Source organism: Pseudomonas sp. Pseusp15 (assembly GCF_059492165.1).
The window spans coordinates 4,886,696-4,906,434 of sequence record NZ_CP168523.1 but is presented as its reverse complement, the minus strand read 5'-3'; the positions used below and the strand labels follow the sequence as shown (position 1 = coordinate 4,906,434).

Annotated in this window: 22 protein-coding genes; 1 reads left to right on the top strand and 21 read right to left on the bottom strand. The window is 62.0% G+C overall.

Annotation, left to right across the window (positions count from 1 at the left end; genetic code table 11):
• Positions 1 to 2: 2 nt before the first annotated feature.
• The 20 genes from ACEN8R_RS22110 to ACEN8R_RS22015 are packed head-to-tail and all read right to left on the bottom strand — an operon-like array spanning position 3 to position 18,002.
• A complete protein-coding gene (locus tag ACEN8R_RS22110; RefSeq protein ID WP_018928604.1) occupies positions 3 to 1,229 on the bottom strand; it encodes a beta-ketoacyl-ACP synthase in 1,227 nt (408 codons plus the stop codon).
• The gene (fabG, locus tag ACEN8R_RS22105) at positions 1,229 to 1,957 is read right to left on the bottom strand and encodes a 3-oxoacyl-ACP reductase FabG (RefSeq protein WP_495624366.1); all 729 of its coding nucleotides are present in this window, start codon (positions 1,955 to 1,957) and stop codon (positions 1,229 to 1,231) included. Before fabG ends, ACEN8R_RS22110 begins: the two co-directional genes overlap by 1 nt.
• Complete coding sequence (locus ACEN8R_RS22100; protein WP_018928602.1) at positions 1,957 to 2,415, bottom strand: hotdog family protein; 459 nt, start codon at positions 2,413 to 2,415, stop codon at positions 1,957 to 1,959. The genes fabG and ACEN8R_RS22100 overlap by 1 nt, the downstream gene beginning before the upstream one ends.
• On the bottom strand, positions 2,412 to 3,608 hold the full coding sequence (locus tag ACEN8R_RS22095) for a beta-ketoacyl-[acyl-carrier-protein] synthase family protein (protein ID WP_018928601.1): 1,197 nt from the start codon (positions 3,606 to 3,608) through the stop codon (positions 2,412 to 2,414). The genes ACEN8R_RS22100 and ACEN8R_RS22095 overlap by 4 nt, the downstream gene beginning before the upstream one ends.
• Positions 3,605 to 4,102, bottom strand: a complete 498-nt coding sequence (locus ACEN8R_RS22090) for a DUF3261 domain-containing protein (protein ID WP_018928600.1) — start codon at positions 4,100 to 4,102, stop codon at positions 3,605 to 3,607. The genes ACEN8R_RS22095 and ACEN8R_RS22090 overlap by 4 nt, the downstream gene beginning before the upstream one ends.
• Entirely contained in the window at positions 4,102 to 4,827 is a 726-nt protein-coding gene (locus ACEN8R_RS22085) for a class I SAM-dependent methyltransferase (protein ID WP_495624365.1), read from the bottom strand. The genes ACEN8R_RS22090 and ACEN8R_RS22085 overlap by 1 nt, the downstream gene beginning before the upstream one ends.
• On the bottom strand, positions 4,824 to 6,071 hold the full coding sequence (locus tag ACEN8R_RS22080; protein WP_495624364.1) for an NAD(P)/FAD-dependent oxidoreductase: 1,248 nt from the start codon (positions 6,069 to 6,071) through the stop codon (positions 4,824 to 4,826). Before ACEN8R_RS22080 ends, ACEN8R_RS22085 begins: the two co-directional genes overlap by 4 nt.
• The gene (locus ACEN8R_RS22075) at positions 6,058 to 7,215 is read right to left on the bottom strand and encodes a cation:proton antiporter (RefSeq protein WP_258614405.1); all 1,158 of its coding nucleotides are present in this window, start codon (positions 7,213 to 7,215) and stop codon (positions 6,058 to 6,060) included. The genes ACEN8R_RS22080 and ACEN8R_RS22075 overlap by 14 nt, the downstream gene beginning before the upstream one ends.
• Positions 7,215 to 9,554, bottom strand: coding sequence for an MMPL family transporter (locus ACEN8R_RS22070; protein WP_018928596.1), 2,340 nt, complete (start codon positions 9,552 to 9,554; stop codon positions 7,215 to 7,217). Before ACEN8R_RS22070 ends, ACEN8R_RS22075 begins: the two co-directional genes overlap by 1 nt.
• Positions 9,538 to 10,140 (bottom strand): outer membrane lipoprotein carrier protein LolA, encoded by a 603-nt coding sequence (locus tag ACEN8R_RS22065; RefSeq protein ID WP_018928595.1) that lies wholly within the window; start codon positions 10,138 to 10,140, stop codon positions 9,538 to 9,540. Before ACEN8R_RS22065 ends, ACEN8R_RS22070 begins: the two co-directional genes overlap by 17 nt.
• The gene (locus tag ACEN8R_RS22060) at positions 10,137 to 10,562 is read right to left on the bottom strand and encodes an acyl-CoA thioesterase (RefSeq protein WP_018928594.1); all 426 of its coding nucleotides are present in this window, start codon (positions 10,560 to 10,562) and stop codon (positions 10,137 to 10,139) included. The genes ACEN8R_RS22065 and ACEN8R_RS22060 overlap by 4 nt, the downstream gene beginning before the upstream one ends.
• Positions 10,555 to 12,099: an HAL/PAL/TAL family ammonia-lyase gene (locus tag ACEN8R_RS22055; RefSeq protein WP_018928593.1), complete on the bottom strand. Its 1,545-nt coding sequence runs from the start codon at positions 12,097 to 12,099 to the stop codon at positions 10,555 to 10,557. The genes ACEN8R_RS22060 and ACEN8R_RS22055 overlap by 8 nt, the downstream gene beginning before the upstream one ends.
• Positions 12,080 to 13,027, bottom strand: a complete 948-nt coding sequence (locus ACEN8R_RS22050; protein WP_018928592.1) for a lysophospholipid acyltransferase family protein — start codon at positions 13,025 to 13,027, stop codon at positions 12,080 to 12,082. The genes ACEN8R_RS22055 and ACEN8R_RS22050 overlap by 20 nt, the downstream gene beginning before the upstream one ends.
• Positions 13,024 to 13,758 (bottom strand): glycosyltransferase family 2 protein, encoded by a 735-nt coding sequence (locus ACEN8R_RS22045; protein WP_018928591.1) that lies wholly within the window; start codon positions 13,756 to 13,758, stop codon positions 13,024 to 13,026. Before ACEN8R_RS22045 ends, ACEN8R_RS22050 begins: the two co-directional genes overlap by 4 nt.
• Positions 13,751 to 15,433, bottom strand: coding sequence for an acyl-CoA synthetase family protein (locus tag ACEN8R_RS22040; protein WP_018928590.1), 1,683 nt, complete (start codon positions 15,431 to 15,433; stop codon positions 13,751 to 13,753). Before ACEN8R_RS22040 ends, ACEN8R_RS22045 begins: the two co-directional genes overlap by 8 nt.
• Positions 15,430 to 15,975: a COG4648 family protein gene (locus ACEN8R_RS22035; protein ID WP_018928589.1), complete on the bottom strand. Its 546-nt coding sequence runs from the start codon at positions 15,973 to 15,975 to the stop codon at positions 15,430 to 15,432. Before ACEN8R_RS22035 ends, ACEN8R_RS22040 begins: the two co-directional genes overlap by 4 nt.
• A complete protein-coding gene (locus ACEN8R_RS22030; protein WP_007936741.1) occupies positions 15,972 to 16,226 on the bottom strand; it encodes an acyl carrier protein in 255 nt (84 codons plus the stop codon). Before ACEN8R_RS22030 ends, ACEN8R_RS22035 begins: the two co-directional genes overlap by 4 nt.
• Positions 16,227 to 16,235: 9 nt before the next feature.
• Positions 16,236 to 16,511: a phosphopantetheine-binding protein gene (locus ACEN8R_RS22025; RefSeq protein ID WP_018928588.1), complete on the bottom strand. Its 276-nt coding sequence runs from the start codon at positions 16,509 to 16,511 to the stop codon at positions 16,236 to 16,238.
• Complete coding sequence (locus tag ACEN8R_RS22020) at positions 16,489 to 17,301, bottom strand: lysophospholipid acyltransferase family protein (RefSeq protein WP_018928587.1); 813 nt, start codon at positions 17,299 to 17,301, stop codon at positions 16,489 to 16,491. Before ACEN8R_RS22020 ends, ACEN8R_RS22025 begins: the two co-directional genes overlap by 23 nt.
• Positions 17,277 to 18,002, bottom strand: a complete 726-nt coding sequence (locus ACEN8R_RS22015; RefSeq protein ID WP_018928586.1) for a beta-ketoacyl synthase chain length factor — start codon at positions 18,000 to 18,002, stop codon at positions 17,277 to 17,279. Before ACEN8R_RS22015 ends, ACEN8R_RS22020 begins: the two co-directional genes overlap by 25 nt.
• A 356-nt stretch (positions 18,003 to 18,358) precedes the next feature.
• On the opposite strand from ACEN8R_RS22015, the gene ACEN8R_RS22010 reads away from it, so the two are divergent.
• The gene (locus ACEN8R_RS22010) at positions 18,359 to 19,129 is read left to right on the top strand and encodes a ParA family protein (protein ID WP_018928585.1); all 771 of its coding nucleotides are present in this window, start codon (positions 18,359 to 18,361) and stop codon (positions 19,127 to 19,129) included.
• A 7-nt stretch (positions 19,130 to 19,136) separates the two neighbouring features.
• On the opposite strand, the gene trxC is transcribed toward ACEN8R_RS22010, so the two are convergent.
• Positions 19,137 to 19,571 carry a thioredoxin TrxC gene (trxC, locus tag ACEN8R_RS22005; RefSeq protein ID WP_018928584.1) on the bottom strand — a complete coding sequence of 145 codons (435 nt, stop codon included), beginning with the start codon at positions 19,569 to 19,571 and terminating at the stop codon, positions 19,137 to 19,139.
• Positions 19,572 to 19,739 lie beyond the last annotated feature (168 nt).

Genomic DNA, 19,739 nt, shown 5'->3' with positions numbered 1-19,739 from the left:
GTTTACGACCAGCGGCGGAAGATCAACGAGGTGTTGACCCCACCAAAAGCGAAGTTGTTGTTCATCACATACTGGTTGCTCATCTGCCGGAATTCGCCGCGCAGGTAATCGAGCTTGCCGCACTGCGGATCGACCTCGTCGAGGTTGAAGGTGTGCACGTACAGGTCGCGGTTCATCATTTCGATGCTGAACCAGGACTCCAGCGCGCCGCAGGCTCCCAGGGTGTGGCCGAGGAAGCTCTTCTGCGAGCTGATCGGCATGTGTTCGCCGAACAAACTGTTGGTCGCCAGTGTTTCGGCAATGTCGCCCTGTTCTGTCGCCGTACCGTGACCATTTACATAACCGATGGCGCTTGGGTCGAGCCCGGCGTCTTCCAAAGCCAGCTCCATGGCCCGGCGCATGGTGATCAGCTCGGGGCGGGTGGCATGCTGGCCGTCGGCGTTGCTGCCGAAACCGACGATCTCGGCGTGGATGCGGGCGCCACGTGCCAGGGCGTGTTCGAGTTCTTCGAGTACCAGCATGCCGCCGCCCTCACCGATGACCAGGCCATCGCGGCCGCTGTCGTAAGGGCGCGGGCTGGTTTGCGGGGCATCGTTTTTCAGGCTGGTGGCGTAGAGCGCATCGAACACCATGGCCTCGGTCGGGCACAGCTCTTCGGCGCCGCCGGCGAGCATCAGCGGCAGGCGGCCGAACTTGATCGACTCGTAGGCGTAACCGATGCCCTGGCTACCGCTGGTGCAGGCACTGGAGGTCGGGATCAGTCGGCCGGTGAGGCCGAAGAAGATGCTGATATTCGCTGCCGTGGTGTGCGGCATCATCCGCACGTAGGAGTTGGCGTTCAGGCCTTCGGCCACCGAGTTGAGCAACATTTTGCCGAACGCCTTGATCTCGTCGGTGCTGCCGGTGGACGAGCCGCAGGACACGCCCATGCGCCCGTCCTTGATCGACTCATCACCCAACAGCCCGGCGTCCGCCAGGGCCTGTTCTGCAGCGCCGACCGCTAGCCGCGATACCCGGCCCATGCTGCGCAGTTGCTTGCGCGTCCAGTGGCCGGGCACCTCGAAGTCGTCTATCGGCCCGGCCAGGCGGGTATTGAGTTCGGTAAAGCGATCCCACTCGTGCATGCGACGAATGCCGCTGCGGTTGGCGGCGAAGTTGGCGGCGATGGTGTCCCAGTCGCTGCCCAGTGAGGTGATGCCGGCCATGCCGGTGACGACGACGCGCTTCATCAGCACAGGCCTCCGTTGACGGCCAGAACCTGCCGGGTGATGTACGAAGCTTCCGCCGACATCAGGAAATTCACTGCGCTGGCCACCTCTTCCGGGGTGCCCATGCGTTGTGCGGGGATTATTTTCATCAGTTCTTCCACCGGCACGTTTTCATCGAGCATCGCCGTGTCGATCAGGCCGGGTGCGACACAGTTAACCGTGATTTTGCGCTTGCCCAGCTCAATCGCCAATGCCTTGGCCGCGCCGATCAGACCGGCCTTGGAGGCGCTGTAATTGACCTGCCCGCGATTGCCGATCAGCCCGGACACCGAAGTAATGCAGACAATCCGTCCGGCGGCGCGACGACGGATCATCGGCATCATCACCGGGTGCAGCACGTTGTAGAAACCGTCGAGGTTGGTGCGCATCACCACATCCCAATCCTCCTCGCTCAGGGCCGGAAAAGCACCGTCGCGGGTCAGGCCAGCGTTGAGCACCACGCCGTAATAGGCGCCATGGGCTTCGACATCGGCTTCAAGGATCGCTTTGCAGCTGGCGCGGTTGCTGACGTCGAATTGCAGGATGCGCGCGTTGCGGCCCAAGGTTTCCACTTCGGCTTTGACGGCTTCGGCGTCCGCCAAGCCGCTGCGGCAGTGCAGCACGATGTCATGCCCCGCTCGGGCCAGACGCAATGCGATGGCGCGGCCAATACCACGGCTGGAGCCGGTGACCAGTACGGATTCAGTCATCACTCGACTCCTTGGGATTCATGCAGATATTGAGCGGCTTGAGGCGGGCGGAACACGTTCAACCGAGCGGTCGCGTGGATGCCGGGGGCGGTGATGTGGCATTCGAATACGCCCATGCCGTTATCGTCTTCCAGCGAGCGTATCCCGTGGATAGTCAGCTCGGTGCCGGCGGGGAAGTGTTCCACGTTGCATTCGAATTTGCGGCTGCCGAGCAGGAAGCCCAGTTCCACCGCATTGCCTTTCTGGCGCGCATGGCAACCGGCATAAGCGGCGACGCTCTGGGCCATCAGCTCGATGCCGACCCAGGCCGGCAGACTGCCGTCGGGGCGATTGAACAGACCGCCGGGTTTGACGGTGAGTCGGGTATAGATCTGCTCGTCGTCGAACGACAGGATCTGATCGATGAGGATCATGTCGCCGGCATGGGGCAGCAATTCGGCGAGCGGCCAGGTAATCATGAGGCGTCTCCGATAATCAGGCTGACGTTATTGCCACCAAAGGCAAAGGAATTACTCATCAGGTAGCGGGGTGCAATGGACGTCAGGTGGTCGGTCGGGGTCACCCAATGCAACGCCGGCAACTCGGGGTCGGGCTGCCCGTCCCAGACATGGGGCGGCAGGGCATGCTCGTGGTTATCCGCGCTCAGGCTCAACCAGCAGAACGCCGCTTCCAGGGCACCAGCGGCGCCGAGGGTATGGCCGGTCATCGGTTTGGTCGATGAGCAAGGCACGCCTTGTGGAAACAGCGCCGTCACCGCCAGGCTTTCCATGGCGTCATTGTGTTGGGTGGCGGTGCCGTGCAGGTTCAGATAGCTGATTTGTTGGGGTTGCAGGCCTGCGCGGCTCAAGGCTTTGTGCATGGCTTGCCGGGCGCCACGGCCGGTGGGTTCCGGCGCGGAAATATGGTGTGCATCGGAGCTGGCACCACTGCCGAGCAAAGCAATCGGTTGGCCGCCGCTGGCGGTTTTGCTCATCAGGAACAGCACCGCGGCTTCGCCGATATTGATGCCGTTGCGGTTCGCCGAAAACGGGTTGCAGCGCTGCTCGGACACCGCTTCCAGGGCCGAGAAACCGTTGAGGGTCAGCTTGCACAAGCTGTCGACACCACCGCACAACACGGCGTCGCACATGCCCAGGTCGAGCAGTCGTTGGGCACTCATCAGCGCGCGGGCGCTGGAGGTGCAGGCGGTGGAGATCACATAGGCCGGGCCGCTCAATTGCAGCCAGTCGGCGAGAAACGTCGCCGGTGCGCCGAGCTCTTGCTGCTGATAGTCATAATCGGCCGGGAAGTGATGTTCGCGGATGTAATGGGCCAGGCCGCGGCTGGCTTCGTCGATGCCTGAGGTGCTGGTGCCCAGAATGACGCCGATACGGTCGCGGCCGTAGGTCTGGATCGCCTGCTCAATGTCTTGGCGAATTTGCAGCGCGGCCTCCAGCAGCAATTGATTGTTGCGACTGCTTTGATGAGCCAGCTCAGCCGGAATCGGTGCCAGCTCACCACGCACCGCCGCCACTGGCAACGAGCGCTCCGCGACCCAGCCGGCCTCGTTGCGTATGCCCGAGCAATCGCCGGCAAACAGGTTGCGGGCGACTTCCTGCTTGTCGCGGCCGAGGGCGCAGATTACCCCGAGGGCATTCAGGTAAGCGGTCATGGCGTGTTTTCGCCTAACGGGGTGACGCGATAATGCGGGCCTTGGGACACGTTCAATTCAAAGCTCGGTGGTTGCGAAAGACTTGGTTGTGAATAGCGGATATTCCAGCGCGCTGACAATGACCGTTGCCCGTCATGCTGTCGGGCGGCGGGATAGTTGCCGTGCAACTCGCCTTCGGGGGTCAATGCAAACAACAGGGCGGCGAACAGCTCCCGGGCTTCCGGATTGGGTGGTAGCAGACCGTCGGCTTGCCATTGGCCATCGATCAGTTTCTGTCGTGCCACGGGAATCCCCAACGGGTCCATCATCGACCAGCGAATGCCCGGGCCTTCACGCTGGATCACCAGGAGCCAGTCCTGACGTTGCTCGGCCATCTGCCGTTCGATGTGTAGTTGCAGTGGCAACGCCAGGTTCGGGGTTCGCTCGGGCAGCGGCGTCTGGCTGGCACAGGCGCTCAGTAGCAGGACACAACCCAGAAGCAGGAAACGGATCATCAGACACTCTCTTCAAGGGGCTTGCGCGCGACCACATTGACCAGGGTTTCTTCCCGTTGGCCAAAGGGTTTTGGCTGGCGCAAGCCGAAGCGTTCGAGCAGGCCGAAATCCTTGGCGCGACTCCACCACAAGTAAGGGTAAGACACGTTTTTCGGGCCGAATTCAAAACCCTGCCGACGAATCATCTCCAGGTAGCCGGCGGCGCTCTTTTGCACGTGCATCGGGTGGCGGAACAACCAGCGAATCACCCACGTATCAATGTAAGCCTCGGTGGACTCGGCGAACAGCAGATAACCGCCCGGCTTGAGCACCCGATAGAACTCGGCCAGGGCCTGATCCTGATCGACAAGATGATGGAAAGTCTGGTGACAGAACAGCAGATCGACACTGGCGTCCGGCACTTTAATGCTCGCGCAGTCACTGCCGATCAGCTCTACCTCCATGCCCTGGCGGGCCGCTTCTTCGCCGCTCAGGTTCAGGCTGTGAGGGTCGGCATCCAGCCCGATCAGATGCTTGGGCGCGAAGGTCTGGCGCAGGTACTGGAACGATTTGCCCTGGCCGCACCCGGCGTCCAGCAAGACCGGATTGCTGGGCAACGGTGTGCTGAACAGGCTGCGCAAGTCATTGATCGCCACTCGCAATACATGGTGCTGCCAGGTGTGGCTGCGCAGGAACCAGAAGCCGAAACGGGTTTCTTCGACGTAGTTGTCGCTCAAATAACTCATGTCGCGTCCCTTGCGCACAGGTCTGAGATCATCCGCAGTCGACGTTTGGCTTCGCTGACGAACGGGTTGCGTTCATCCCAGGCATAACCCGCGAGGATCGAGCTGATCATGCGGCGAATATCTTCTGTACCGCCCTGATAGAAAATCACATCCTGAAAAGTCCCTGCGTACCAGCCTTCGACGTAGCAACGGAAGGTGTCGACGCCGCGCTTGAGCGGTTCGGCGAATTCGGTCTGCCAGTCGACGCTTTCACCTTGCAGTTGGCGGTGCAGCACCCCGGCGGCCATGCTCGCCGAACGCATGGCGATGGTCACGCCGGAGGAGAACACCGGGTCAAGAAATTCCGCGGCATTGCCCAACAAGGCGAAGCCAGGGCCATGCAGGGTTTTGACGTTGGCCGAGTAGCCGCCGATGGTCCGCGCAGGGGTATCCCACACCGCATTGTTCAGCACCCCGGCCAGGCTTGGCGTTTCGGCGATGAAGCCGCGCAGGCAGTCGTCCAGATTCTCGGTGCGGCCTGCGAAGTGTTCGGCGGCTGCCACGACGCCCACCGAGCAGCGACCGTTGCTGAACGGGATGGTCCAGAACCAGATGTCGCGCTGGGTCGGATGGGTGGTAATGAGGATTTTTTCCCGTTCGAAAGCCGGGCTGTCGATACAGTCTTCGACGTGGGTGAACACCGCCTGACGCACCGGAAAGTTCGACGGTGCCTCAAGGTCCAGCAAGCGTGGCAGTACGCGACCGTAGCCGCTGGCATCGAGCACGAAATCGGCCTCGACGCGGTATTGGCTGCCATCTTCGCGAAGCACATCGAGCAGCGGTTTCGCCAAGCTGAAATCAACGCTGACGATGGCTTCGCCGTAACGGACGTCGACTCCCTGCAGTTCAGCCTGATCGGCCAGCAGTTTGTCAAAGTCGGCGCGCTGGACTTGGAAGGTCGTCGGCTTGCCGTTGCTGAACGTCTCACCGAAATCGAAGGTGCTGTACTGATCGCCCCAGGCGAATGCCGCACCGTTCTTCAATTGGAAACCGGCCGCATTGACCGCGTCGAGCATGCCGGCTTCTTCGACGAAATCCAGGCAGTGGGACAGCAGGCTTTCACCGATGGAAAACCGCGGGAAATGCTGGCGTTCGATCATCAGCACATCATGGCCTTTGCGCTTGAGCAGCGCGGCGGCGATGGCGCCCGAGGGGCCGGCACCGATCACCACCACCTGACGACGTTCCATTTCAACTGTTGGCACGGGTGCTCCTTGCCGGGGCGGCGATGTTCAAAGGGATTCGGTGCATGCCGGCGAGTGCCGGCAGCAGGGTTGCGACCAGGCCCATCAACATCAGCGCGAAATACAGCTCGGGGCTGATGAGTTGTTGTTGCAGCAGCAGGTTGAGAAAGACGATCTCGCTCAAGCCGCGGATATTCAGTAAAAGGCTTTCCCGCCAGCGGCTGGCACCTTCAAACGAGACGCCGGCCCAGCCGAGGCCCAGCCAGTTGCCCAACAATTTGCTGGCGATCGGCAACAACAGGAGCGCGGCCAGTTGCACCCCACCGAGATTGTCGAGGGCGCTGTGCACGTTGATCTGCACGATGCCGAACGTGAGGATCAACGGGATGGCGATCCAGGTCTGCAAACGACTCATCCACGCCGTTGGCAATGGCAGTACCAGCGACACCTTGAGCGCGGCCATGCACAGCAGGTAACCGATGCCGAAAATCAGCGCATTGAGCTTGAAGTGCTCGGCGACCACCAGCAGCGCGAAGAAGCAGCCGCTGTGCAGCAACGGTTGGCGCAACCCGAGCAGTCGCAGCAATAACGGCAGACAGGCGCCTGCCAGCGGCAGCAAGAGGCTGCTCAGGTGCAGGCTGCCTTGGGCGAACGCGAACAGGGTCCAGCAAGTCAGGTCGATCAGGATCGCGGTCTGCACCAGGCGTCGGGTGGCGGCGGGCGGGTAGTTGATGTGTCGCAGGTACAGGTACAACACCGGAATCGCGGTGATGGCGAACAACAGACCGACCGCCAGCGAGCTGATCCACGGCTGTGGCGGCAGTAGCCAGACCGCTGTCGCCAGCCCGCAGGCAAATGGAATGCAGAAACTCGGCAGGGCGATTTTCAGGCTCTGGCGATCCAGTCGCAGGTCGATCACGTCGCTGAGGATATGCCCCAGCAGCAAGGCAAAGCTCAGGCTGTAGAGGTTCTTCAGCCAACCCGGCGAGATCAGGTCGGCACCGCTGAGATGCCAGCCCGGTTCGATCCAGAAATACATCAGCAGCGGCAGGCCGAAGGTTGCCAGCAACAACTGGCTGACGATCGGAATCAGACCGAAACGTCGACCGACGTGGGTGGCCATGGCGAACAACACCAGGGCCATGACCCAGAACGCCGTGACCATCACGCTGCTGGCTCCGCAACCGGGGCGGTGTGGACTTGGCGTCCGGCCCACGGCGCCAGGATGAAGCTGTACGCCAGGCCGAGGCTCACCGACAGGCCGAAGTTGCTCACCGCCGGTGTGCTGGATACCGCCAGCAGGCCAAACGACAACCATGTGGTTGCGGCTGCCAGCATGGTGCCCAACAGGCTCGCGGCGGCGCCGCCGATCTGTTCGCGCATGAGGATCGCGTAGTCGACGCTGATGGCTGTCACCAGCAGCAGGCCGAACAGGCTGAACAGCGTCAGCGGCTGCCCGAGCCAGCCGAGGCTTGCCAGGCTGCACAGGGCCGCCAGTAGTGGCAGGGAGACAATTCGCAGTGCGCCACCGAGACCGAATGGCAGAATCAGCACCAGCACGATCAATACGCAGGAGGCGAGTTTCAATTCAGCGGCGCTGATTTGAGTTGCGGCAAATACCTTGTTCAGGTCGCCGAGGCGGTCGACCAGTTGCACACCCGGCAAGTCCAGCGCCTGGACCCGCAACAACGCCGGATTGTTCAAACCTTGCAGGCTGACCATCGCGGCCACGCCGTTATCGGTCGGCCCCAGCCACAGGGTGCGGTAGGGCTCGGCCAATGGGCCGGCCAGGGCCGCGTCGATATCTTCGGTGGGCAGCGCCTGTAGCTTCACCAACTCGGCTTGCAGCGCGTCGGCAGGCACGCCAAGCTCGAGCAACGGTTGCCAGAACTGCGGCAGCTTGCCCAGAGCATCACGCACTTTGCGCTGTTCGCTCGGCGGGCTGACCAACTGGTTGAGCGACAGGTAGCCCTGGAGTTTTTCCAGGTTGACCAACTGATCCAGGCGCTCGCTCAGTGCCGTCTGGCGTTCGAGCAACTCCTGCTGATTGGCCGCGCGCACCAGGAAAAACTGGCTGGTGGGTTGATAGCCGGTGATGCGCGCAATGGTCTGGGCTTCGTCCGTCAGTTGCTGCGGTGCGCCGACCCATTGGCGAATGTCGTTTTTTGTTTGCAACTGCAACAGACCGCCAACACAGAAGGCGATCAACAGCGCCAGCAACACCGGCGTGCGTACGTATTTGAGCAGCGACTCGCGCAGCGCCAGCAAAGACTCGGCAATGCGCATCGGCCATTGCGCCGGACGCAGTTGCGCGCCCTTGAGCAGCGCCGGCAGCAGGCACACCGCTGACAGATAAGCGCCGAGCAGGCCAGCGGCGGAGAACACGGCAATCTGGGTCAGGGCCGGGAACGGCGTCCAGGCCAGGGCCAGGTAGCCGATGCAACTGGTGATCAGGCTCAGCGTCAGCCCTGGCAGGGTCAGGCGCAACGCCGGCCAACTGTGCCAGGGTTTCAGGCTCCAGCTTTTCGACAGGTAATGCAGTGGGTAATCCACCGCCACGCCGATCAGGCTTGAGCCCAGCACCAGCGTCATCACATGCATCTGACCGAACAGTGCCACGCAGGCCACCGCGCCGAACAGCATGCCCACCAGCACCGGGACGAACGCCAGCACCACCCGCCAACGCCGGAAGGCCAGCAACAGCAGCAACAAAATCCCCATCGTGGCGCCGCCACCGACCCAGGTGATCTCGCGCGCGGCTTGCCGTTGACCGCTGGCGGCATACAGCAGGCCGCTGGCAGCGAGCAGTTGCACATCCGCCTGGGCGGCTTCTTCGCGACTGTGCTGGAGCAGGTCAGCCACTTGCAGCGGCAGGTTCATGTCGAATGCGTTGCCGACGGTTCGCGCCCGCAGCATCACCCAGCTCTTGCCGTCGGCATCGGCGACCAGCACGCCGCTGCCGATGTCCAACTGCACCGAACCGCGCTGTGGCTGGCTGTTCTGGATGCGCCCGGTCAGGCCGAGCCAGTCATCCTGGCTCGGCACCAGGCTGAACCCGGTGAAGGGGTCGAACAGGGCTTGTACCCGTTGCTGGATAAAGGCGTCGGGATGCTCGATGAGTTGCTGACGGTCGGCCGCGGACAGCATCGCCAGTCGGCCTTGCAGCAATTGCGTGCGCAGCGCTGGCAAGTCGGCTTGCAGGTTCCACTGGACCTTTTCGAACACGCCGCTGGCTTGCCACTGTTCACCGAGTTTTTGCGCCATGGCGATGGCTTGCTGACGGTCTTTATGGCCGACCAGCACCAGCATTTCCCGGTTCAGCGGTTCTTGCATGCGTTGTTCGGCGCGCAACTCCAGCGCGTCCGGCGCGGTGCCTGGCACCAGTTCCATCAGGTTGGCCGACAGCGGAGTGCCGTCGCGCCACTGCCAACCGGCGAGTGCGAGTACCGCCAGCAGCAGGACCAGGAACAGCCGCGGCAGCATCCGTTCACTCGGCAAAGTCATGTTGCTCCGCATCGCTCAAAGGTTGGGCGCTGGTGCTGTCCTGCATGCGCAACAGGGTTCGGTCACCCTGGGTTTCGAGCAGCTCGATGTTGTGTACCAGTTCGCCGCCGTCAATGTTGATCTGATTGAACACCTGTTTGAGCAGCATCGAACGCGGGGTCAGGGTCAGTTTCCAGTTCTGCGCATCGCCACTCAACGACAGCTCGAAATCCCGTTGCAGGCCACTGCTGTCGCCTTGCAGCACGGCGAGGAACAAACGGTTCTGTTCGGCGCCGGCACTCTTGCTCGGCAGCATTTGCCAGCCGCTGGCATCCCGCCGGGCAATGCCCTTGTCGCTGATGCGGTAGTCCTGCTGCAGCGGCGTTTTCAGCAGCCAGAGCAAGCCGTGATTCTTCGCGAGAACGAAGGTGCCCTTGCTGGTCAGTGGCTGGGGCAGGGCGCGCAGGTGTTTTTCCTGGATGAAGTTGCCGTGGATCACATCGGGTTTGGCCAGTTGATCGCTCAGTTGCTGGAGATCGAAGGCCTGGGCCAACGATGAAAGCCCGAGCAACGCTAAAGCGCCAAGGCATTTGAAAAGCGAATTCATGGCAGCACCCTTTCAACCGCGTCGGTAAACACCTTGGGCGAAGCCAACTGCATTTCGCGGCTGCTCATGTCGACGGCAACCTGCACTGAAACAGCGCGGGTCAGACGTTCGCCGGTTGCGAGATCGCTGATCAGGTAATTGATCTTCAGTCGGTTCTCCCATTCCACCAGGCTGGCGCGCACATTCAGCTTCTGGCCGAACACGGCGCCGCGCACATAGCGCAACTGCAAGTCGATCACCGGCCAGGCGTAACCCGACGCAACCATGGCGTCGTAGTTGTGGCCGATCCTGTCCAGCAGCGCACAGCGGGCGACTTCCAGGTATTTGACGTAATGGCCGTGCCAGACCACGTTCATGGTGTCGACGTCAAAGAACGGGACGAGGATTTCCGTATCGGTGTGAAGCACTCCCTTGCTACGCATGCAGCCTCCAGTGTTGCTCGGCGATGCGTTGCAGGCACAGGCGCAATTCGCCTTCCAGGGCACGGTCTTCGATGACCGGCGGGAAGTCCTTGGCCAATTCCTCGTGCATCGCGGCCAGGGCCGGTGGCAGTGGACGCGCGTCTTCAGCCTGGCCGCGCAGCCACACGCCTTGATTGGCGGCCAGCAGCGTGGCGGCGGCAACCTGTTCGGTCAGCTCCAGCACGCGGATGGCGTCGCGGGCAGCGATGGTGCCCATGCTGACTTTGTCCTGGTTGTGGCACTCGGTGGAGCGCGAGAAGACGCTGGCCGGCATGGTGTTTTTCAGGGCTTCGGCGGTCCAGGCGCTGGTGCCGATCTGCACGGCCTTGAAGCCGTGATTGAGCATCGCACGGTCGGCGGTGGCGCCGGACAGGTTGCTCGGCAAGCCATGGTTGTAGCGTTCGTCCACCAGCAGCGCGAGTTGACGGTCGAGCAAGTCGGCGACGTTGGCCACCAGGTTTTTCAGGCTGTCCATGGCGAACGCAATGTGGCCGCCGTAGAAGTGCCCGCCGTGCAGCACGCGTTCGGCTTCGGCGTCGATGATCGGGTTGTCGTTGGCGCTGTTGAGTTCGATCTCGATGAACGAGCGCAGCCAGTTCAGACTGTCGGCCAGCACACCGAGCACGTGTGGTGCGCAACGCAGGGAGTAACGGTCTTGCAGGCGATGCAGCGGCGCGGTCGGCGCGTCGATCGCCAGATCCTTGCGCAGCCACGCGGCAACTTGCATCTGCCCTGGATGGGGTTTGGCGGCGAACAGGCGCTCGTCGAAGTGCTCCGGGTTGCCCTGCAAAGCGACCACGTTCAGCGCGGTGATGCGCGTGGCCAGTTGCAGCAGGTAATCGGCACGGGCGTAAGCCAGGCACGCAAGGCCGGTCATCACGGCGGTGCCGTTCATCAGCGCCAGGGCTTCCTTGGGGCGCAATACCAGCGGTTGCCAACCCAGTTCCTTGTGCACATCAGCCGCTTGCCGGCGTTCGCCGCGGAACATCACTTCGCGCTCACCGGACAAGGTCGCGGCGACGTAGGACAGCGGCGTCAGATCACCGCTGGCGCCCACGGAACCTTCTTCCGGAATCAGCGGCAGGATGTCGTGTTCGAGGAACGCTTGCAGGCGCTCCAGCAACTCCACGCGTACCCCGGACACGCCCTGGCACAGCGACTGTAAACGTGCCGCCAGCACCGCACGGGTGGCCTGGGCATCGAGCAGTTTGCCCAGGCCGCAGCCGTGGAATGTGTACAGATGACGAGGCAGGGCTTCGACGTGGTGCAGCGGCACCGCCACCACACAGGAATCGCCATAACCGGTGGTCACGCCATAGATCACGCCTTCCTTGTCCAGCAGGGAGTCAAGGAACTGCGGACCCTTGGCAATGCGCTGGCGAAACTCGGGGTTGCCCTGCAACTGCGTCGGCACCTGACGGTTGGCCAGGGCCAGCACGTCTTCGATGCACAAAGGGAGTTCGCCGAAGGTTACCGGCTCAAGCGTTGGCGTCGTCATCGGTCTTCCAGAAAGGGTAAAAGTTGAACCATTGTTGGGGCGCTTCGAGGCAATAGTGACCCAGGCGTTCGGCATAGCGCGAAGCCCACTGATGAATGACCTGTTCGCGCTCGCTGCGTTTCCACACCACCGCCTCGGTGAACGGTTCGAGGGTCAGTCGATAGTCGCCCGTGGGCTTCTTCAGGCACAGCAGCAGATTGACCGGGCATTTCAGCAAACCGGCCAGCAGCCACGGGCCTTGCGGGAACGCTGCCTGGTGACCGAGAAAATCCACCGTCACGCTGCGCCCGCCATGCAGCGGCACGCGGTCGCCGGCAATTGCCAGCCACTCGCCGCGCTCCAGGCGCTCATGCAGTTGCAACATGATCACCGGGTCGAGCTCGCTGACCTGGATCAGCCGCAGATTGGTTGCCCCGGCTTCGCCCAGCAGGCGGTTGAACTGCTCGGCGTGCTTGGTGTGCACCAGCACGTTCATGGTGACTTTCTCGCCGATCTCGGCCAGTGCCCGGCAAACCTCGAGATTGCCCAGGTGCGCGCCCACCAGCATCTGCCCGCGTGTGCCGCGCAGTTTATTGCGCAGCAGCGCCGGGTCGATGATTTCGATCTGCTCGATGCTCAGCTTGCCGTTCCACACGTCGAGTTTGTCGAGCATGGAATCGGCGAAGGCCATGAACTGGCCGAACACCCGCCAATGAGTCGGACGCAATTCGCTGCGCCCGCTCCAGTCGGCGAGCCGCTGCTGGTATTGCCAGGCGCTTTGGCGGGCGCTGCGTCCGAACAGGAAAAAGTACAGCACGATGCCGTAGAGCAGCGGGCTCAGCAGGCGTCGGCCCAGGACCTTTGCGCAGAATGCGGTGAACTTCATCAGCCAGAAACTGCCACGCTCCTGGCGGTCGGCCCAGTGCTGTTTGTCTGCGTTGCCGTTCATGCCCGCCACCGTCGCCAGAGGATCACCGGTGCTCGCAGCAACATGCCGAAGAACAGCCGGGTGTGCATGCTCGTAATCAGTACGTTGTCGTAGAACAGACGGAAATGTGAAACGCCATCCAGAGGGTAATGGACCCTGGTTTTCAGCCACTGCATCGGCAGATTGCGCCAGGCCAGGCGCACCAGGATGTCGGAGTCGAAGTCCATGCGCTTGCCGATCCTGGCCGAGTCGATCAGTGCCAGGGTTGGCGGTAACGGATAGACACGGAAGCCGCACATCGAGTCGCGAATCTGCAGTGACAGGGTGTTGATCCAGACCATGACGTGAGTCAGGTAGCGCGCGTACAAACGACCTTTCGGCACGCTGGCGTCGTATTGCGGATAGCCGCAGATCACCGCCTCGGGATGGTTGCGTGAGTATTCGATGAAGACTTTGACGTCTTGCAGGTCGTGCTGGCCGTCGGCGTCCACCTGCAAGGCATGGCTGAAGCCCAGGCGCGAAGCCTCCCGCAGACCGGTCATCACTGCGCCGCCCTTGCCCTGATTGATGGTGAGCCGGATCAGATAAACCCTGTCGCGCTGCGCCAGTTGGTCGAGTACCTTGGCGCAGGCGGGGCTACTGGCATCGTCCACCAGAATGCATGGCAGGTCACAGGCTAGCAGCGCATCGACCACGGCAGTGATGGCGGTTTCGTGGTTGTAGACCGGGATTATGGCGCAGGGGTTATGCATCGCTGGCAGCCTCCAGCAAAATCCGCCCGCTGGAGCAGGTGGCGGTTTCGTTGCGATAGGCGAAATACAATTTGCCGCGCGCCGGGTCGAAGCGCAGGTGCAACTGGATTTCATCGCCAGGGCGCACCAGTTGCTGGAATTTCAGCACTTCCATGCCGGCGAATTTTGCCGGCAGGTCCATCAATTGCTGGCCCAGGCTCAATGCCCACTCCACTTGCACCACGCCGGGCAATACCGGCGCCCGGGGAAAGTGTCCGCTGAAATACGCCAGGTCCGGCGGGACGGCCAGTTGCAGGCTCCACTCACCATCGGCTTCGACCTGCTCCAGCACTTGCGGCGCCTTTGGGCGGGGCGCCAGCAGCAAGGCTTCAACCTCAGCCTGGGGCAGTTTGCCCTGCGCGTTCAGCGGCAACTGCCGCAACAGGCGCCAGCGTCGTGGCAGGGCCAGCGTTTCACAGTGCTGGCTCAGATGCTGACGCAACGCTTGCGTGAGGCTGCGTCGTCCCTGATTGCGCAACGCGTGCATACCTCGCTCGCTGAGCACCAGCAACGCCCCCAATGAGGCGCGGTTTTCCTGAACCACTCCCAGGCGCGCTTCGGCGACCCAGGCGTGCGCCATCAGCGCGTGTTCGAGCATGGGTAGCGAGATACGTTTTTCTTCCAGTTTGACGATCCGGTCCAGCCGCCCCAACAGCTCGAAACGGCCGTCGGCTGCGATGCGCGCGGCATCGGCGGTGTGTTCGATATGACCTGCCGGCAGGTATGGCGATGCGATAAGCAGGGCGCCATCGCTGTCCTGGCTCAGCTCCACGCCGGCGAAGGGCTGCCAGAGATCCTGGCCCTGACGCCAGGCGATGCCGCCGGTTTCCGAGCTGCCGAGGATCTCGGTCGGCCATTGTTGCAGGCGTTCGTACAGGCTTTGCGAGGCTTCGGCGGGTAACGCGCCACCGGAGGAGAACACTCGGCGCACTGCGCTCAGCGCTGGCCAGTCGAGGTTGTCGCCCATGCGCTTGAGCAATGCCGGGCTGGCGACCCAGGCGAAGGCCGGGTGTTCGCGGCTGGCGCGTTGCAAGTCTTCCGGGAAAGCCAGTTGCTTGCGCACGAACGAACGCCCGGCGCACAGCGGCCACAGCACCCGAAACAGCAAGCCGTAGATGTGCTGGGTGGCGACGCTGCCGATGATGCAGGCTTCGCCCAGATCTGCGCCCCACAAGTGCTCCAGCGCTTCGACTTCATTGGCCAGTTGGCGCAGGGTTTTGTCGATGCGCTTGGGTTCGCCACTGGAGCCTGAGGTGCACAGGCTCAGCTGACAACGATCCAGGTCCAGCGGGTGGGCTGGTAGCGGCGGATGCCGATAATCGCTCAGGTGCGCATCGTCGGTCTGATCGGTCAGCCACAGATCGACCTCGGTCGACCAGCGCTGGCGCGTCTGCGCTTGCAGGTCGGCGGGCAGCAGTACGCTGATCCCGGCACGCCAGGCGCCGAGCAGGGCAATGGCCAGGTCGGCGGCGTCTTCAAGGTGCACGGCGATGCGCTGCACACCCTGGGCTTGCAGGCCGGCAGCCAGGCTCAGGGCCCGGTCGCACAATTGCGCGTGATTCAACGCCGGCTCGGCCGTCACGGCACGCTCCGGCTGAGCCTTGAGCAGCAGTTGCTCAAGTTTTATCCAATTCATGGGTGGCCTCGTACCCGTTGTCGTATCAGCCATTCAATGGCAAACATCAGGCCGATCAATCCATAGGAGATCAGGCCGGTGTACAACATCCACCAGCTCAGCGGCGCCCAAAGGGTCAGGGCGGCGGCGCACAAACCGTTGCAGAGAAAAAACACGCTCCAGGCAATGGTCACCTGGCGGGTGTAGCGAATGGCCCTGGGCGGTAAATCCGGTTCTCGCAGGCGGGCCAGGCGTTCGACCATCGGCGGGCCGTATTTCAGGCTAAGACCGAACAGCACCAGCATGAACGCGCTGATCAGCACCGGGTACCAGCGCAGCAGCACCGGGCTGTCGAACGCTGCCAGCAGCAGGCAGAAGGCGATGGCGACCGTGGACATCCACAGGCTGCCGGGGCGCCGTTCGCCGGTCAGCGCTCGCGCCAGCCACAGGCTGCCCAGCAGCAGACCGAACTGCCACGGGGCAAAATGCTCCATGCCGAAATACACCGCAAAGGGGTACAGCAGGCCTGCGAGCAGCAGGCCAAGGCCAATCAGTCGGCTCATGCGGCGGGCTGAACCAGACGGTAAACCGCCTCGACCACGTCGCTGACGGTACGCACCGATTTGAATTCTTCGGCGGCGATTTTCTTGCCGGTCTGGCGTTTGATGTGATCGATCAGGTCGACCGCATCGATGCTGTCGATTTCCAGATCCTGGTACAGGTTGGATTCCAGGCTGATGCGCTCGGGGTCCAGCTCGAAGAGTTCGACCAGAGCATCGCGCAGGGTGTTGAAAATATCGTCACGAGTTTGCATGGTCCGGTCTCAAGCTGCCTGTTTTGCAGTGACGAACGCCGCAAGGCTCGCCACGTTGCTGAAGTGATTACGGGTGTCCTTGGCGTCGGCATCGATTTTGATACCGTACTTTTTCTGGATCGCCAGGCCGAGTTCCAGCGCGTCTACCGAGTCCAGGCCCAGGCCTTCGCCGAACAGCGTCTGGTTGTCGCCGATGTCGTCGACGCTGATGTCTTCGAGGCCCAGGGCTTCGATGATCAGCTCTTTGATTTCCTGCATCAGGCTAACGGTGTTCTGATCGCTCATCTTCGGCGAGCTCCTTGATAAAGTAAGAGTGCAAATAGTCGTTGAGCTTGCGCGAGGCCTGGGGTGCAGGGCCTTGCGTAGCGAAGGCCTGTGGGTCTATATCGGCCCCGACGCGAAAACTGAAGTGCACGCGGCGTTTGGGAATCCGATACCAGGGTTCGGCCTTGGTCAATGTGGTCGGGTTGACCTTGATAATCACTGGGGTGAGGATTCTCGCACCGCGCAGGGCGATTGCCGCGCCCCCCCGATGAAAGGCCGGCGGTTGGCCGGGTCGGGTCCGGGTGCCCTCGGGAAAGATGATCAGGGTCTGACCGCTTTTCAGCGCGTCGGCAGCGGCGTCGAGCATGTCCATGCTGCCATCGTTGCTGATGTATTCGGTACAGCGTAGCGGACCGCGAGTGAACGGGTTTTCCCAGAGGCTTTTCTTGACCACGCAGTTGGCGTGGCGCACCAGTCCGATCAAAAACACCACATCGATCAGCGAGGGGTGGTTGGCCACGATCATTTGGCCTGGGCGCCCGAGCTTTTCTGCCCCCTGAATGTCATAGGTCAGCACGCCACTGCGCGCCATGAACCGAATGAAAAACCAGAAACACCGGCTGACCGTATGTCGCGCGCGTTGACGATGGACCTGAGCGTCTCCTGGCAGGCAGTTCAACAGCGGGAACACCACCAGTCGCAGGCACAGGCTGCTCAACCCGAACAGGGTAAAGCTTGCGGCGGTGGCCAGCAGGCGCCAGTAGTAGGCGTCGCGGTTTTTATCGGTTACGGGTTGCGTTGCCAGGTCCATACACGATTTTTCCAGGCATGTTGGCAGGTTGTTTGCTGGCCGAGCAGCGTACGCAACAGATTCAGAGCATGGGGCCAGCGGGCTTTGGACAACGTGTGCGGGTCGCTGTTCAGCGACAGTTGCCACTGATTACCGGGGGTGATCAACAGGCCGACCGCATAAGGGAAAGGCACATCATCTATCCAGGCCGAGTAGGCGGCGGGAGGTTGCTCTTCGGTGACGATCAGCAGTACCGCGGGCGCGCCTTCCTCAAGCAGCGCCGCGGCCTCTAGCATGCCGTGTTCAAGACCATCGCCGGCGGCGGCGAGGGCGGTCATTTCGCTGGTTTCGCCACGCATGATCGACCACAGGCCGATGACCGCGTTGTGCACCGACAGGCTGAACTGGGTGGGCGACAACGGTTGGTCGGTCGCCAGATCGCTGAGAATTTCGAAGGTGCGCGGGGTTTCGCCGTGGCGAGAAATAAAGACCAACGGTAAATCCGGATGACCTTCGGCCAAGGGCCAGCCGATACTGAACGCCATCCGCGCCAGACGGCTGAGTCGCCGACGCTGCATGGCCGGCAGAAACGACACATCCGGGGCGGCATCGCTGGGCTCGAGCACGACCGGTTGTCGGCTCCAGGCCTGCCAATCATCCACGCTTTCAAGCCCAGGGGCCCAAGCGCGCCATTGGGCGATGTTGAAGTTGATCACAGACATTCATCCCGCCCCTGCGGGCTTCCTTTAACGCGGTGAGTCGCAAGAACCGCGGCTGACCTGACGTGGCGCTTAACGCCGAGTGGCGCGCATTATCCCGGTGCTGCGGGCGTGTAGCAAATGCTGGTTACATTTTGCGCAACGAAATGTACCGTCTGGTTCGCGAAAAGCTGTCGTTTGGCCATTATCCACAATGCGGCGGACATGTCTGTCGGCACTGTCGGCTATCAATGGACGAGTTGGCAGCTGTTCCGGCCAGAGATTTGCCTATGACTGTGTAGTCTAGATGCTGGCGAGGTAGCTAAGCAGCGATGTGGACTACTACACTCGGTCATTCTTTGATACACGGAGGTTTAGACATGCGGCGCGTGGTGTTCAATCAGAAAGGTGGCGTGGGCAAATCAAGCATTGCCTGCAATCTGGCGGCGGTCAGCGCCAGCGAAGGCTATCGCACGTTATTGGTGGATCTCGATGCCCAGGCCAACTCCACTCAATACCTGACGGGGCTCACCGGTGAGGATATCCCAATGGGTATCGCCGACTTCTTCAAGCAGACCCTGTCCTCCGGGCCGTTCTCGAAGAAAGGTCAGGTCGACATCTACGAAACTCCGTTCGACAACCTTCACGTCATCACTGCCACCGCCGAGCTGGCAGACTTGCAGCCCAAGCTTGAGGCCAAACACAAGATCAACAAGCTGCGTAAATTGCTCGAGGAGCTGGACGGTGATTACGACCGGATCTACCTCGACACCCCGCCAGCGCTGAATTTCTATGCCGTCTCCGCCTTGATCGCCGCTGATCGCGTGCTGATTCCCTTTGACTGCGACAGCTTCTCGCGCCAGGCGTTGTATGGTCTGTTGGCGGAAATCGAAGAGTTGAAGGACGACCACAATGAAGGGCTGGAAGTCGAAGGCATTGTCGTCAACCAGTTCCAGGCCCGCGCCAGTCTGCCGCAGCAAATTCTCGACGAACTGATCGCCGAAGGGCTGCCGGTACTGCCGGTGTACCTGGCAAGTTCGGTGCGCATGCGCGAATCCCATCAGGCCAACACGCCGCTGATCCACCTCGACCCGCGGCACAAGCTGACCCAGCAATTCGTCGAACTGCACAACCTGCTGGAAAATGCCTGAAAGGCAATCAGATCCCCTGACTGTGCAACCAGCTCATCAACTGCGGTAACGGGAAGGCCCCGCTTTGGCGAGCCACTTCCCGGCCGTTCTTGAACAGAATCAGGCTCGGGATCGAGCGAATCCCCAGCTGCGCCGACAACTGTTGATTCGCCTCGCTGTCCAGCTTGGCCAACCGACACTTGCCCGCCAATTGCCCCGCCGCTTGCTCGAACACCGGCGCAAACGATTTGCACGGCCCGCACCAATCAGCCCACACATCCACCAGCAACGGCAGGTCACCCTTGATCTGACTGGCGTAATCGCCTTGCTTCAGTTCGAACGGCTTGCTCAGCAGGACCTCGGCCTTGCAGCGGCCGCACTTTGGATGATCGTTGACGCGTTCGGCGGGGATGCGGTTCAGGCCGTTGCAGTGGGGGCAGGGGATGAGGAGTGGGTCGGTCATGAAGGAGGTCCTGTTAAGAAGCCGATCACTCCTATGTGGAGACGTTTGCTCATATTTTCAATCGTGCAGCGTCTGGCGATGAAACTAGGCTGAATCGTACTGAGCGAGACCGTTGGTCTGCCGAGAGCTATCGCAACTTGCGATATTTTTGATCTGTGTTTAACTCCC